We start from the raw sequence: 12,740 nt of genomic DNA, 5'->3' as shown, positions 1-12,740 counted from the left end.
GAAAGAAGACGTTTTGAGCGAGCTGCACAAATTCCTGTTCGATGGCCTGCCGGTGCGCGGCATGATCGTGCGCCTGACAGATGCGTGGCAGGAGATCCTTGCGCGGCGCGCCTCCAACACCGCCACCGGCGCCTATCCGCCGCCCGTGGCCGAATTGCTCGGCGAGATGACGGCTGCGGCCACGCTGATGCAGGCCAACATCAAGTTCAACGGCGCGCTGATCCTGCAGATCTTCGGCGACGGTCCCGTGAAGGTCGCGGTGGCCGAGGCCAAGCCCGACCTGAGCCTGCGCGCCACCGCCAAGGTGATCGGCGACCTGCCGGCTGATGCGCGCCTGCCCGACATGGTCAACGTGAACAACAAGGGCCGCTGCGCCATCACGCTCGACCCCAAGGACAAGCTGCCGGGCGCCACCCCCTACCAGGGCGTGGTGCCGCTCTTTGGCGACGAGGGCGAGAAGCTCGGCAAGCTCAGCGACGTGCTGCAGCACTACATGCTGCAGAGCGAGCAGCTCGACACCACGCTGGTGCTCGCGGCCGATGACAAGGTGGCTGCTGGCCTGTTGATCCAGCGCCTGCCTGTGAAGGGCGAGGGCAACCTCGAAGGCACCTCCGACAAGGATCACGACCAGGCCAACGAAGACCAGATCGGCCGCAACGAGGACTACAACCGCATCTCGATCCTCGCGTCGAGCCTGACGCGCGACGAGCTGCTGACGCTCGACATCGAGACCATCCTGCGCCGCCTGTTCTGGGAAGAAAAGCTGCTGCGCTTCGAGCCGCAGGCCGGCCTGCTGGGCCCGCACTTCGCGTGCACCTGCGGCCGCGAGCGCGTGGCGCAGATGATTCGCGGGCTGGGCGTGGAGGAGGCCGAGAGCATCCTCGCCGAGCGCGGCGACATCGAGGTGGGCTGCGACTTCTGCGGCAAGCAGTACCGCTTCGACGCGGTCGATGCGGCGCAGCTGTTCAAGCCGCTGGGCGACCAGATTCCGGGTAGTCCGGTCGTTCAGTAGTCCTGGGTGCCCGGGCTGGGCAGGCTCAGCGCGCGCCGTCGTCGAATTCGCTGAAAGCTATGTCGGGCGCGCTCGTGTTGTGCTTCGACGGCAGGCTGCGGCCGAAGCGCACTTGCGTGGCCTGCAGCGTCTTCACCTCGGGCAACGGCAGCACCTGCAGCGCCGCTTGAGGCGATGCCTGCCAGCGCACTTCGCTCACGTCGGCGTTGTCGGGCGTGACGTACATCGAGCGCAGCACAGCGAAGGGCTGTGCGCCCGCGGTGGGCTTCGACAGCGTCACGTCGAGCGCGGTGCGCGCGCGGCTGATTTCGTTCACGCGCACCGCGGCGCTGCCGCCGTCGGTGAAGCGCACGTTAATGGCCAGCGGCCGCGGCACGATGCGGATCGACGCGATGTTCACCACCGGCCGCGCGGCCGCCTCGACCGGGCCGAGCAGGAACGACGAGCCGTACACGCCATCGCCGAAGCGGGCTTCGGGCAGCGGCTTGATGCGCCAGTAGCCGTCGGACGGGTAGAGCACGATCGCTTCGAGCGCCTTGCCGTTTTCCTTCTTGAACACCTGCAGCAGGTGAAAGCCGCTGTCCTTGCGCTTGCCCACCTGCACGGGCACACGCTGCGGCCGCCAGAAGGTCGGCAGCGTCATGCCGACGATGCGCCACTGGGCGTTGTCCATCAGCACCACGGTGCGCTTGCGGAAGCGGTGCGCCGGGTCGGTCGGGTGCGCGCCGCCGTCGAAATTGCAGCCCGAGAAGTCGGGCTTGGTGACGTCGTTGCCGATCTTGTCGAGATAGTCAGGCTGCAGCGCCTCGATGCGCATGTGGCGGATGCCATCCCCGCGCAGGGTCAGCGAGACGTTGTCTTCCTCGGCGCAGGCGGTGGTGGTGGTGCCGTTCTCGACGGTGGCGGTAACGGGGGCTGCGGTGGCCTGGCCAGTGGCCAGCAGCAGGGCGGCCAGAACGCCGGGAAGAAGCGTGACGCGCGCGACGGTCGAAAGGGGCATCGGGTCTCCGGTAAGAAGTGAGGCGCGCCGCTACTCGCGGCGCGCGATCAGGTCGCTGAAGAGCTTATGTTCGCATTCCGGGTCGGAGCATTTCTCGCAAGGCCACGACCACGAGGCGGGCTTCGCGTCGGACTGGACGCGCGTACGCGGACGGCCTTCGCTGCCCGCGATGGAATTGATGGCGTTCCAGGCATTGGCAAGCCGTTCGCCGCCCGTGCCGTGCACCACGGCATACGAGAGCTTCGCGCCCGTGAGCGCGGCGCGCACCAGTGTGTCGGTCGGCTGGCGAGCATGCGGGCCGTCGCGCATGTCGTCGGCCACCCAGGGCAGGTCGAGCGCGGTGAGCAGCGTGATGGCATAGCGCCGTTGCGCGGCCAGGGCGCTTTCGTAGAGCGTGGTGTCGGCGAACAGCTGCTCGCTGTAGACGGCCGTCATGAGTGCGGTTGTGTCGGCCACCACCACGCCGGTGGCGGCCGCGGCATCGATACGGCGGGTCTGCTCGTCGGCGATGGCCTGCTGCTCGTCGGGGCGTGGCGTGCGGCCTTCGCGCTCGCACCATTCGCGCAGGTATTCGCCCACCAGCGTGGTCGGCGTGCCGCGGTCCTGCAGGCGCTGCGCGATGGCGCGGGCCAGCTCGGTCTTGCCAGTGCTCTCGGCGCCCACGAGTGCGATGACACAGCCGGTCGGCAGCACTGGCGTCATGCACGCACCGCCTGCGCGGGCATGCGCTGCCGCCACGCGATGTAGCCGGCCACGCTGAGCACGGCGAATACCGCGTACAGGCCCACGGTGAGCCACAGCCCCTTGTGGATGAACAGGCCCACGCTCACGACGTTCACGGCCAGCCAGATCAGCCAGTTCTCGATGAACTTGCGCCCGAGCAGGAACTGCCCGACCAGGCTCAGGCCGGTGGCGAAGCCATCCCACCAGGGCACGTCGGTGTCGGTGAAGCGGCGCAGGAAGAGGGCGACGGCCGGCCACGCCAGTGCGCAGGCAGCAAGTGTGAGCGCGATGCCGCGCGGCGAGAGCCGGGTGACATGCAAGGCGCTGCCGTCGGCGCGATGGCCACGCAGCCATTGCGACCAGCCCCATAGCGCGACGAAAGCGAAGAAGACCTGGAGCGAGGCGTCGCCGTAGATGCGCGCCTTGGCGAATACCGCCACGTAGAGCAGTGAACTGACGATGGCCAGCGGCCATCCCCAGTGAATCTCGCGCATGTTGCAGCCGACCATGGCGAGCGCCAGGAGCGAGGCCACGAGCTCGAGCCAGCTGACAGGAGAGCCCCAGAGCAGAAATGCAGGGGCCGAGAGAAGCTCGAGGATCAGGTTCTCCCCCGGAGGGCACCGTCGCAGTCTGTGCGTGGGACACCGCGGAACCGGCTTTGCCGGGCCGCTGGTGTCGCCCCCTGGAAGGGGGTTGGCGAAGCGACACGAAGTGCGCGAAGACTGGGGGTCATCCTAATGTGCGATCTGTACGAACACTTCGTTCGGCTTCACCATGCCGAGTTCCGCGCGTGCACGCTCCTCGACCATTTCTAGGCCGTCCTTGAGGTCGTTGACCTCGGAGGTCAGGCGCTCGTTGGTCAGCGCAGCCTTGGCGTTGGCTTCCTTCTGGTCGGCCAGCTTGGTGCGCAATTGCGTCACGTCGCGCACGCTGCCGCGCCCGTTCCACAGCTGCCACTGCAGGATGGCCAACAGGAGCAGCAGGACGATCGGTGGAACGAGGCGGGCGCGCATGCCGCGTGGCGTCCGGGCGTTACTTCAGGTTGTAGAACGCGCCGCGGCCGGGGTAGACGGCGATGTCGCCGAGGTCTTCTTCGATGCGCAGCAGCTGGTTGTACTTGGCGATGCGGTCCGAACGCGACAGCGAGCCGGTCTTGATCTGGCCGGCGTTGGTGCCCACGGCGATGTCGGCGATGGTGCTGTCTTCGGTTTCGCCCGAGCGGTGCGAAATGACGGCCGTGTAGCCCGCGCGCTTGGCCATCTCGATGGCAGCGAAGGTCTCGGTCAGCGTGCCGATCTGGTTGATCTTGATCAGGATCGAGTTGGCGATGCCCTTCTCGATGCCTTCCTGCAGGATCTTGGTGTTGGTGACGAACAGGTCGTCGCCCACCAGCTGCACGCGCTTGCCCAGGCGTTCGGTCAGGTGCTTCCAGCCGTCCCAGTCGCCTTCGTGCATGCCGTCTTCGATGCTGATGATCGGGTACTTGTCGACCCAGGTCGCGAGCATGTCGGTCCAGCTTTCGGCCGTGAGGGAGAGGTTTTCGCCCGACAGCACGTACTTGCCGTCCTTGTAGAACTCGCTGGCCGCGCAATCGAGGCCCAGGGCGATCTGCTCGCCGGCGGTGTAGCCGGCCTTGTCGATGGCTTCGAGGATCAGCTGGATGGCCGCTTCGTGGCTCTCGACGCTGGGGGCGAAGCCGCCTTCGTCGCCAACCGCCGTGCTGATGCCGCGGTCGCCCAGGATCTTCTTCAGTGCATGGAACACTTCGGCGCCATAGCGCACGGCCTCGCGGAAGCTCTTGGCGCCCACGGGGATGATCATGAATTCCTGCAGGTCGAGGCTGTTGTTGGCGTGCGCGCCGCCGTTGATGACGTTCATCATCGGCACCGGCATCTGCATGCCGCCCATGCCGCCGAAGTAGCGGTACAGCGGCAGGCCCGACTCTTCGGCTGCTGCGCGGGCCACGGCCATCGAGACGGCGAGGGTGGCGTTGGCGCCCAGGCGGCCCTTGTTGTCGGTGCCGTCGAGGTCGATCATCGTGCGATCGAGGAAGGCCTGTTCGCTGGCGTCGAGGCCGAGCACGGCTTCCGAGATCTCGGTGTTGATGTTCTCCACGGCCTTGAGCACGCCCTTGCCGAGATAGCGGCTCTTGTCGCCGTCGCGCAGCTCGATGGCTTCGCGCGAACCGGTCGATGCGCCCGAAGGCACGGCCGCGCGGCCCATGGTGCCCGATTCGAGCAGCACGTCGCATTCGACGGTGGGGTTGCCTCGGCTGTCGAGAATTTCGCGGCCGACGATGTCAACGATTGCACTCATCTTTTGTCTTTCTCTTTCTGGTCTCTTTGGCGGATGAACAAATTGGGATCAGAGGCCTTCGACGGCGATCATGTTCATGATTGCCGCGCCGGCACGCGCTTCGCGTGCCTTGAGGTACTCGGGTGTCTCGTAGAAGGCCTTGGCCTTCTCGAAGCTGGCGAACTTGAGGATGACGATGCGCGTGGGCTTCCAGTCGCCTTCGAGCGGTTGAATCTGGCCGCCCCGCACGCACACTTCGGCGCCGTGCGCCTGCATGGCGACGGTCGACCACTTCTTGTATTCCTCGTACTGCGTCGGGTTGGTCACCTCGACGTGGGCGATGACGTAGCCGCTGCTCATTCGAATACCTCCGTGCTCCGCACTGCGGCGCGAGCTTGCTTGGGGCGGCCCGGCGCGGCGCTCATGCGACCGCCTTCAGTGTCTTGTTGGTGCTGCCGGCGCCCTTGTCCTTGTGCTCGAGCGCAGCCTTGATGAAGGCGTTGAACAGCGGGTGGCCGCCCCACGGGGTCGACTTGAACTCGGGGTGGAACTGCACGCCGATGAACCACGGGTGCACGTCCTGCGGCAGCTCGACGATCTCGGTCAGGTGCTCGCGCTGCGTGAGCGCGGAGATCACGAGGCCGGCGTTGCGCAGCTCGTCGAGGTAGTTCACGTTGGCTTCGTAGCGGTGGCGGTGGCGCTCCGTGACCACGTCGCCGTAGATGCTGTGCGCCAGCGTGCCGGGAGCCACGTCGGAGCTTTGCGCGCCCAGGCGCATCGTGCCGCCGAGGTCGGACTTCTCGTCGCGCGTCTTCACCGTGCCGTCGCGGTCCTTCCACTCGGTGATCAGCGCGATCACGGGGGTAGGCGTCTCGGGGTCGAACTCGGTGCTGTTGGCGTTCTTCAGGCCGGCCACGTGGCGGGCGTATTCGATGGTGGCGACCTGCATGCCCAGGCAGATGCCGAGGTAGGGCACCTTGCCTTCGCGGGCGAAGCGGGCAGCCGAGATCTTGCCCTCGACGCCGCGCTGGCCGAAGCCGCCGGGCACCAGGATGGCGTCGTACTTGGCCAGGCGCGACACGTCTTGTGCCGAGATGGTCTCGGAGTCGATGTAGTCGATCTTCACGCGGGCATGGTTCTTCATGCCGGCGTGGCGCAGTGCTTCGTTCAGCGACTTGTAGCTGTCCGACAGGTCGACGTACTTGCCGACCATGGCAATCGACACTTCCTTTTGCGGATGCTCGACTTCGTACACCAGATCGTCCCAGCGCTGCAGCTTGGCGGGCGGGGTGTTGATGCGCAGCTTGTCGCAGATCAGGCCGTCCAGGCCCTGTTCGTGCAGCATGCGGGGCACCTTGTAGATGGTGTCCACGTCCCACATCGAGATGACGCCCCATTCGGGCACGTTCGAGAACAGCGAGATTTTGGCGCGCTCGTCGTCGGGAATCGGGCGGTCGGCGCGGCACAGCAGGGCGTCGGCCTGGATGCCGATGGCGCGCAGTTCCTTGGCGGTGTGCTGCGTGGGCTTGGTCTTGAGCTCGCCGGCGGCGGCGATCCAGGGCACGTAGCTCAGGTGCACGAAGGCCGAGTTGTTCGGGCCCATGCGCAGACTCATCTGGCGCACGGCTTCGAGGAAGGGCAGCGACTCGATGTCGCCCACGGTGCCGCCGATTTCGACGATGGCCACGTCCACCTCGTGCGCCGTGCCGATGCCGGCGCCGCGCTTGATGTATTCCTGGATTTCGTTGGTGATGTGCGGAATCACCTGCACCGTCTTGCCGAGGTAGTCGCCGCGGCGCTCTTTTTCGAGCACGGTCTTGTAGATCTGGCCAGTCGTGAAGTTGTTGGCCTTGCGCATCCGCGTGTTGATGAAGCGCTCGTAGTGGCCGAGGTCGAGGTCGGTCTCGGCGCCGTCATCGGTGACGAACACTTCACCATGCTGGAAGGGCGACATCGTGCCGGGGTCGACATTGATGTACGGATCGAGCTTGATGAGGGTGACTTGGAGGCCGCGCGATTCGAGGATCGCGGCGAGCGAGGCGGAGGCGATTCCCTTGCCAAGGGAAGAAACGACACCACCGGTGACGAAGACAAATTTGGTCATGCCAGTTCCGGACCATAGATCCGGGCAGTGGGAAATTGCGATTATAGGTGTGCCCTTCGCGACACCTTTCGCCAAGGGCTTGTTGCCGCTTGTTCGATGGCATGTGAGCAACAATACGCCCCATGCAAGATCTCGCCGGCAAACACATCGTCCTGGGCCTCACAGGGGGCATCGCCTGCTACAAGTCGGCCGAGCTGTGCCGCCTGTTCGTCAAGGCGGGCGCGACCGTCCAGGTCGTCATGACCGAGGCGGCGGAGCAGTTCATCACTCCCGTGACCATGCAGGCGCTCTCCGGGCGCACCGTCTACACCTCGCAGTGGGACACGCGTGAGCCCAACAACATGCCGCACATCAACCTGAGCCGCGAGGCCGATGCGATCGTGCTGGCGCCCTGCAGCGCAGACTTCATCGCGCGGCTGGTGCAGGGCCGCTCCGACGACCTTCTGAGCCTGATGTGCCTGGCCCGCCCCATGGACCGCGTCCCGCTGCTGATCGCGCCGGCCATGAACCGCGAGATGTGGGTCCATCCCGCCACGCAGCGCAACCTGATGCAGGTGTCGGCCGATGGCGCGACCGTGCTGGGCGTGGGCAATGGCTGGCAGGCCTGCGGCGAAACCGGCGACGGCCGCATGCTGGAGCCGGCGCAGCTGCTCGAGGACATCACCGCCTTCTTCAGCCCCAAGCTGTTGGCGGGGCAGAAGGTGCTGGTCACGGCCGGCCCGACCTTCGAGGCGCTGGACCCGATCCGCGGCATCACCAACCATTCGTCCGGCAAGATGGGCTTTGCCATTGCCCGTGCGGCCCGCGAGGCGGGCGCCGAGGTCACGCTGGTGGCCGGCCCGGTGCACCTGCCGACCCCGCGCGGCGTGACGCGCGTCGACGTGCTGTCGGCGCAAGACATGCTCGAAGCGACCACCCGTGCTGCGCAGTCTGCTAGCATTTTTGTAGCTACAGCCGCCGTGGCCGACTGGCGGCCCGCAACGCACAGCGACCAGAAGATCAAGAAGGACGGCAGTGGCAAGACACCGGTGCTGAATTTCGTGGAGAACGCCGACATCCTCCTCACGGTCGCCAAGAGCGAGCGGGCCCAGTCGAAGAAGCTCTTCTGCGTTGGCTTCGCGGCCGAGAGCGAGAACCTCGCCGAGCACGCCAAGGCCAAGCGTGAGCGCAAGGGCATTCCGCTGCTGGTCGGCAACATCGGCCCACTGACCTTCGGGCAGGACGACAACGCGCTGCTGCTGGTGGACGCCAACGGCGTGCGTGAGCTTCCGCGCGCGCCCAAGCTCACGCTGGCGCGCGAACTGATGACCGAAATTGCAGCCCGGCTTACCGACTGGAGGGTCTGATGAACCTGAATCCCCAATGGAACACGCCGCCGAACGGCGACTTCGCTCGCTATGTCGAGCGGCTGTCGGCGCAGGCCGCGTTGCCGAAGAGGGCAGCGCAGCCCGGCGAGCCCGGGCTCGATGTCGGCATCACGACGGCACCCGGGCAGCAGGGCGGCCCCGTGACTGCCGCCATGCAGCAACGCAACGAGGCAGCGTCGAACGGCGAAGTGCCGAAGTCACAGCCCGGGTCGTTCGACCCCCTGACCCTCAAGGTGCTGGGCGTCGGCGGCGCACTGGCGTTCCTCGTGCTGTGGGCGGCCGGCGTGCCGTTCGGCGTGCTGGTCCTGCTGGCGGGCCTGGCCGTCTGGTTCGGCAAGAAATTGAAGGGCGTGAAGCTCACCCCCGGCGTCGCCAAATGGCAGCAGGTGCTAGAGGAAGCCGCCCGCAAGCAAAAAGAACAGCAACAGAAGCAAGGCAGCAAGTAAGTGAAAGTCGACGTTCGTATCCTCGATCCGCGCATGGTGGATCAATTGCCCGCGTATGCCACTCCCGGAAGCGCCGGCCTCGATCTGCGGGCCTGCCTCGATGCCCCCATCACGCTGGAGCCCAATGGCTGGCAGCTCGTGGGCACCGGCATTGCCATCCACCTGGCCGACCCGGCCTATGCGGCGCTGATCCTTCCGCGCTCCGGGCTGGGCCACAAGCACGGCATCGTGCTGGGCAACCTCGTCGGCCTGATCGACAGCGACTACCAGGGCGAGCTGAAGATCAGCGCCTGGAACCGCAGCGACACGCCTTTCGTGCTGCAGCCGATGGAACGGCTCGCGCAACTGGTGATCGTGCCGGTGGTGCAGGCGCAGTTTCGGGTGGTCACAGACTTTGCACCTTCGCAACGGGGCGAGGGCGGCTACGGCTCCACGGGCAAGCACTGAGCCGATCTGGGAGGGAAGTTGGGTTTCCGAGCGGTAAAGAGCGGAACCGGCAAAGGCCGGCCGGCCTCGAAGGTATCAGTGTGTGTTCTGACGTCATCGCAGCGGGCGCTGCGGCGTTAGTCAGGCAGACACAAGCCGATGCATGCATTCTTCATGCATCGTTCTATTCGAGGAGCCTCCCAACATGAAGATCTCAATGCGCTTTGTTTCCGTCACCGCTTCCGTGCTGGCCGTGGTCACGCTTACGGCATGCGTGGCACCGGCGCCGGTCTACCAGACCTCGCGCTATCCGTACCAGGCGCCCCCGCAGGCCATTCAGTACCGCGAAGCTTCCTACGTCGAGTATGGCCACGTGGCCAACATCGAGGTGCTGCGCAGCGAAACCGCTGGCACCGGCACCACGGGCGGCGGCGCTGTCGCCGGCGGCGTCATCGGTGGGGTGGTGGGCAACCAGTTCGGGCGCGGCAATGGCCGTGCCGCAGCCACCGCGCTGGGCATCGTGGGCGGCGCCTTGCTGGGCAACACCATCGAGGCCCAGCAGAACGGCCCGCGCGCCTATGAAACCTATCGCGTGTCGGTGCAGACCGACCGTGGCGGCTTCCGCGCCTTCGACGTGCAGAGCCCGGGCGACCTGCGCATCGGCGACCGCGTGCGCATCGACAACGGTCAGATCTCGCGCATGTAAGTCGCTTCGTCCTTCGGGGCGTGAAAAAGCCGGGCGCCGCCCGGCTTTTTTGTGGGCACTCGCTGGCGGCCCTTTGGTCAGTGCAGCGTCTGGTTGCTTGGCGCCATCGGCGACACCTTGAAGAAGCCCGTGCCCGCCGAACCGCGGCCGACTTCCTCTTCGGTGGCCTCGCGCACCGAACGCACCGTGATGTCGAGCCGGATCGCGATGCCGGCCAGCGGATGGTTGCCGTCGAGCACCAGGTGATCGGGATAGATCTCGGCCACGGTGTAGATCGCGTCTTTTGGAATGTTGCTGTTCACGCCCTTGGGCAGGGCGGAGCCGTCGAAGGTCATGCCTTCTTCCGTGCCTTCGGGAAAGAGCGAGCGGGGTTCCAGAAAGAGCAGCTGGTCGTTGAAGTCGCCGAAGCCCTGTTCGGGTTCAATTTGCAGCTGCACCCGGGCGCCGGGCTCATGGCCTTGCAGGGCCGCTTCGATCACGTCGAAGAGATCGTCGCCGCCGACCATGAATTCCACCGGCTCGTCGAGCACATCCAGCACGTCGCCGAGCGTGTCTTTCATGGTCCAGGTCAAGCCGACCACGCATTGTTCAGAGATTTCCATTGCAGAATTCTCCCATGGAGATTAACCAACCGCTGCCGTTGCTCGGCGGCCTGAGCGCCGCGCAGTTCATGCGGCGGTACTGGCAGAAAAAACCTTTGCTCGTCCGCCAGGCGATACCCGCGATGGTGCCACCGATCGAGCGTACTGAGCTGTTCGCCCTGGCCGAGCGTGAGGACGTCGAATCGCGCTTGATCCGCCACGGCAAGGCTGGCTGGTCGCTCAAGCATGGGCCGCTGGCCCGGCGCGCCCTGCCGCCGTTGAAGCAGCCGGCCTGGACGCTGCTGGTGCAGGGCGTCGACCTGCATCACGAGGGTGTGCACGAACTGTTGCGGCAGTTTCGCTTTCTACCTGACGCCCGCCTCGACGACCTGATGATCAGCTACGCGAGCGACACCGGCGGCGTGGGCGCGCATTTCGACAGCTACGACGTTTTCTTGCTGCAGGCACAGGGACGCCGCCGCTGGTCCATCGGCAAGCAGAGCGATCTGCGCCTGCAGCCGGGCGTGCCGCTCAAGATTCTCGAGAACTTCGAGCCTGAGCAGACCTTCGTGCTCGAGCCCGGCGACATGTTGTATCTGCCTCCGCGCTATGCCCACGACGGCGTGGCCGTGGGCGACGATTGCATGACTTGCTCCATCGGCCTGCGTTCGTCGGCCCTGGGCGAGCTCGGCGCAGACCTGCTGGCGCGCATGGCGCAGGCGTACGCGGAAGACCTGGAAGATGCAGGCCCGGCCGAGCTGGCGCGCTACCGCGATCCGGCACAGCCCGCGGTCGATGCGCCGGCCGCAATGCCTGCCGCGCTCCAGGGCTTCGCGCGCAAGGCCATCGAGGCCGCACTGCGCGACCCTGACGCCGTCGATCGCGCACTGGGCGAGTCACTCACCGAGCCCAAGGCCAACGTCTGGTTCGGCGAAGGCGGCGAGGCGCCCGATGCGATGCAGCACGTGGCGCTCGACCGCCGCACGCGCATGCTCTACGACACGCGGCACATCTACATCAACGGCGAGAGCTTTCGCGCGGGCGGTGCCGACGCGACGCTGATGCGCCGTCTGGCCGACCAGCGCGCGCTCGGCGCACGCGAACTGGCGCGCGCGAGCGAAGGCGCACTCGCGTTGCTGGGCGAGTGGTGCGAGGCAGGGTGGCTTCATGCCGAATGACGACGCGCCCGGCCTATCGTTGCCCGAAGGGCGCTTCGATGGCCGCGAGGCCTTCGATGCACTCCTGCGCGGCGCGCTGTCGGTCGCGGCGCAGCAGGGCTGGAAAGAGGTCGTCTTCAGCGACCCCGACTTTGCCGACTGGCCCCTGGGCGAGCGCGCGACCATCGAAGCACTGCAGGCCTGGTCGGCCAGCGGCCGCCGCCTGATGTTGCTCGCGCAGCGCTTCGATGTTCTCGAACGAGGCCACGCGCGCTTCGTGCCGTGGCGCCGCATGTGGGACCACATCATCGAATGCCGCGCCACCGGCAAGGCCGCGGGCTCCGAAGTGCCGAGCGCCATCTGGACGCCCACGTGGTTCGTGCACCGCATCGACCCCGAGCGCAGCAGGGGCGTGAGCGGTGACGACGCGCGTGCGCGCCGTGCGTTGCGCGAGGCCATCGACGAGTGCTGGCGCCTTGCGCGGCCCGCCTTTCCGGCATCGACACTCGGCTTGTAAGCCAATGCCGCGAATGCGGCCGCGAGACATATTCGGGCGGGTATGCAGGTCTAGAATTTTTTCGTCCAGACCTTCATTGCCAAAGGAGATTCCATGAAGAAGTCATCGTCCGTCCTGATTGCCTCGCTGATTGCCGCTGCCGCGCTCGTCGCCTGCGGAAAGAAGGAGGATGCAGCGCCGGCTGTCGTGACGCCGCCTCCTGCGCCCGTGACCGAACCTGCGCCCGCTCCGGCCCCTGCGCCTGCCACCGATCCCGCCGCAGCGCCTGCACCCGGTGCTTCGTCGGCACTCGATGCCGCGAACGCAGCTACCGAGGCCGCGAAGAAGAATGAAGCGCCGAAGCAATAAGCAAGGCCTCGGCATTCGCCATGCAAAAAGCCGCCATGAGGCGGCTTTTTTTCTTAGG

The 12,740-nt window shown here is 66.4% G+C and carries 16 protein-coding genes; 8 read left to right on the top strand and 8 right to left on the bottom strand.

Annotated features, from left to right (window positions below; genetic code table 11):
* Window positions 1–13: 13 nt before the first annotated feature.
* Window positions 14–1,012 (top strand): Hsp33 family molecular chaperone HslO, encoded by a 999-nt coding sequence (locus BLV60_RS05130; protein ID WP_093050955.1) that lies wholly within the window; start codon window positions 14–16, stop codon window positions 1,010–1,012.
* A 25-nt stretch (window positions 1,013–1,037) separates the two neighbouring features.
* Here the strand turns inward: BLV60_RS05130 and BLV60_RS05125 are convergent, their stop codons facing one another.
* The 7 genes from BLV60_RS05125 to BLV60_RS05095 form a co-directional block, all read right to left on the bottom strand.
* Window positions 1,038–2,012 carry a hypothetical protein gene (locus BLV60_RS05125; RefSeq protein WP_093050952.1) on the bottom strand — a complete coding sequence of 325 codons (975 nt, stop codon included), beginning with the start codon at window positions 2,010–2,012 and terminating at the stop codon, window positions 1,038–1,040.
* A 30-nt stretch (window positions 2,013–2,042) separates the two neighbouring features.
* Window positions 2,043–2,714: an AAA family ATPase gene (locus tag BLV60_RS05120; RefSeq protein ID WP_093051829.1), complete on the bottom strand. Its 672-nt coding sequence runs from the start codon at window positions 2,712–2,714 to the stop codon at window positions 2,043–2,045.
* Window positions 2,711–3,304: a nicotinamide riboside transporter PnuC gene (pnuC, locus tag BLV60_RS05115; RefSeq protein WP_371127352.1), complete on the bottom strand. Its 594-nt coding sequence runs from the start codon at window positions 3,302–3,304 to the stop codon at window positions 2,711–2,713. Before pnuC ends, BLV60_RS05120 begins: the two co-directional genes overlap by 4 nt.
* A 165-nt stretch (window positions 3,305–3,469) precedes the next feature.
* On the bottom strand, window positions 3,470–3,748 hold the full coding sequence (gene ftsB, locus BLV60_RS05110) for a cell division protein FtsB (protein WP_093050946.1): 279 nt from the start codon (window positions 3,746–3,748) through the stop codon (window positions 3,470–3,472).
* 19 nt (window positions 3,749–3,767) lie between these two features.
* Window positions 3,768–5,051 carry a phosphopyruvate hydratase gene (gene eno, locus BLV60_RS05105; protein ID WP_093050943.1) on the bottom strand — a complete coding sequence of 428 codons (1,284 nt, stop codon included), beginning with the start codon at window positions 5,049–5,051 and terminating at the stop codon, window positions 3,768–3,770.
* A 48-nt stretch (window positions 5,052–5,099) separates the two neighbouring features.
* A complete protein-coding gene (locus BLV60_RS05100; RefSeq protein WP_093050941.1) occupies window positions 5,100–5,390 on the bottom strand; it encodes a DUF1330 domain-containing protein in 291 nt (96 codons plus the stop codon).
* Window positions 5,391–5,451: 61 nt separating this feature from the next.
* Window positions 5,452–7,134, bottom strand: a complete 1,683-nt coding sequence (locus tag BLV60_RS05095) for a CTP synthase (protein WP_093050939.1) — start codon at window positions 7,132–7,134, stop codon at window positions 5,452–5,454.
* Window positions 7,135–7,256: 122 nt separating this feature from the next.
* On the opposite strand from BLV60_RS05095, the gene coaBC reads away from it, so the two are divergent.
* From coaBC to BLV60_RS05075, 4 genes are all read left to right on the top strand, one after another.
* Window positions 7,257–8,480, top strand: coding sequence for a bifunctional phosphopantothenoylcysteine decarboxylase/phosphopantothenate--cysteine ligase CoaBC (gene coaBC / locus BLV60_RS05090; RefSeq protein ID WP_093050936.1), 1,224 nt, complete (start codon window positions 7,257–7,259; stop codon window positions 8,478–8,480).
* On the top strand, window positions 8,480–8,947 hold the full coding sequence (locus tag BLV60_RS05085; RefSeq protein WP_256328867.1) for a hypothetical protein: 468 nt from the start codon (window positions 8,480–8,482) through the stop codon (window positions 8,945–8,947). Before coaBC ends, BLV60_RS05085 begins: the two co-directional genes overlap by 1 nt.
* Window positions 8,948–9,394, top strand: coding sequence for a dUTP diphosphatase (dut, locus tag BLV60_RS05080; protein WP_007835673.1), 447 nt, complete (start codon window positions 8,948–8,950; stop codon window positions 9,392–9,394). It begins immediately after the preceding gene.
* 184 nt (window positions 9,395–9,578) lie between these two features.
* Window positions 9,579–10,079: a glycine zipper 2TM domain-containing protein gene (locus BLV60_RS05075; RefSeq protein WP_093050932.1), complete on the top strand. Its 501-nt coding sequence runs from the start codon at window positions 9,579–9,581 to the stop codon at window positions 10,077–10,079.
* A gap of 77 nt (window positions 10,080–10,156) precedes the next feature.
* Here BLV60_RS05075 and BLV60_RS05070 read toward each other — a convergent pair whose 3' ends face one another.
* The gene (locus BLV60_RS05070; RefSeq protein ID WP_093050929.1) at window positions 10,157–10,681 is read right to left on the bottom strand and encodes an FKBP-type peptidyl-prolyl cis-trans isomerase; all 525 of its coding nucleotides are present in this window, start codon (window positions 10,679–10,681) and stop codon (window positions 10,157–10,159) included.
* A 14-nt stretch (window positions 10,682–10,695) separates the two neighbouring features.
* Between BLV60_RS05070 and BLV60_RS05065 the strand changes: the two genes are divergently transcribed.
* From BLV60_RS05065 to BLV60_RS05055, 3 genes are all read left to right on the top strand, one after another.
* Window positions 10,696–11,838 (top strand): JmjC domain-containing protein, encoded by a 1,143-nt coding sequence (locus BLV60_RS05065; protein WP_093050926.1) that lies wholly within the window; start codon window positions 10,696–10,698, stop codon window positions 11,836–11,838.
* Window positions 11,828–12,334, top strand: coding sequence for a hypothetical protein (locus BLV60_RS05060; protein WP_093050923.1), 507 nt, complete (start codon window positions 11,828–11,830; stop codon window positions 12,332–12,334). The genes BLV60_RS05065 and BLV60_RS05060 overlap by 11 nt, the downstream gene beginning before the upstream one ends.
* A gap of 93 nt (window positions 12,335–12,427) precedes the next feature.
* Entirely contained in the window at window positions 12,428–12,682 is a 255-nt protein-coding gene (locus BLV60_RS05055; protein ID WP_093050920.1) for a hypothetical protein, read from the top strand.
* Window positions 12,683–12,740: the final 58 nt, after the last annotated feature.

Origin of the sequence: Variovorax sp. YR634 (assembly GCF_900106655.1) — a bacterium.
GTDB lineage: Bacteria > Pseudomonadota > Gammaproteobacteria > Burkholderiales > Burkholderiaceae_C > Variovorax.
Note: the sequence above shows the minus strand (reverse complement) of the source record. Positions and strands in the feature narration are given on the sequence as shown.

Excerpts from the sequence above, each read along its gene's own strand:
- BLV60_RS05125 (WP_093050952.1), bottom strand. The coding sequence starts at position 2,012 with ATGCCCCTTTCGACCGTCGCGCGCGTCACGCTTCTTCCCGGCGTTCTG.
- BLV60_RS05120 (WP_093051829.1), bottom strand. The coding sequence starts at position 2,714 with ATGACGCCAGTGCTGCCGACCGGCTGTGTCATCGCACTCGTGGGCGCC.
- ftsB (WP_093050946.1), bottom strand. The coding sequence starts at position 3,748 with ATGCGCGCCCGCCTCGTTCCACCGATCGTCCTGCTGCTCCTGTTGGCC.
- eno (WP_093050943.1), bottom strand. The coding sequence starts at position 5,051 with ATGAGTGCAATCGTTGACATCGTCGGCCGCGAAATTCTCGACAGCCGA.
- BLV60_RS05100 (WP_093050941.1), bottom strand. The coding sequence starts at position 5,390 with ATGAGCAGCGGCTACGTCATCGCCCACGTCGAGGTGACCAACCCGACG.
- BLV60_RS05095 (WP_093050939.1), bottom strand. The coding sequence starts at position 7,134 with ATGACCAAATTTGTCTTCGTCACCGGTGGTGTCGTTTCTTCCCTTGGC.
- coaBC (WP_093050936.1), top strand. The coding sequence starts at position 7,257 with ATGCAAGATCTCGCCGGCAAACACATCGTCCTGGGCCTCACAGGGGGC.
- BLV60_RS05085 (WP_256328867.1), top strand. The coding sequence starts at position 8,480 with ATGAACCTGAATCCCCAATGGAACACGCCGCCGAACGGCGACTTCGCT.
- BLV60_RS05075 (WP_093050932.1), top strand. The coding sequence starts at position 9,579 with ATGAAGATCTCAATGCGCTTTGTTTCCGTCACCGCTTCCGTGCTGGCC.
- BLV60_RS05070 (WP_093050929.1), bottom strand. The coding sequence starts at position 10,681 with ATGGAAATCTCTGAACAATGCGTGGTCGGCTTGACCTGGACCATGAAA.
- BLV60_RS05065 (WP_093050926.1), top strand. The coding sequence starts at position 10,696 with ATGGAGATTAACCAACCGCTGCCGTTGCTCGGCGGCCTGAGCGCCGCG.
- BLV60_RS05060 (WP_093050923.1), top strand. The coding sequence starts at position 11,828 with ATGCCGAATGACGACGCGCCCGGCCTATCGTTGCCCGAAGGGCGCTTC.
- BLV60_RS05055 (WP_093050920.1), top strand. The coding sequence starts at position 12,428 with ATGAAGAAGTCATCGTCCGTCCTGATTGCCTCGCTGATTGCCGCTGCC.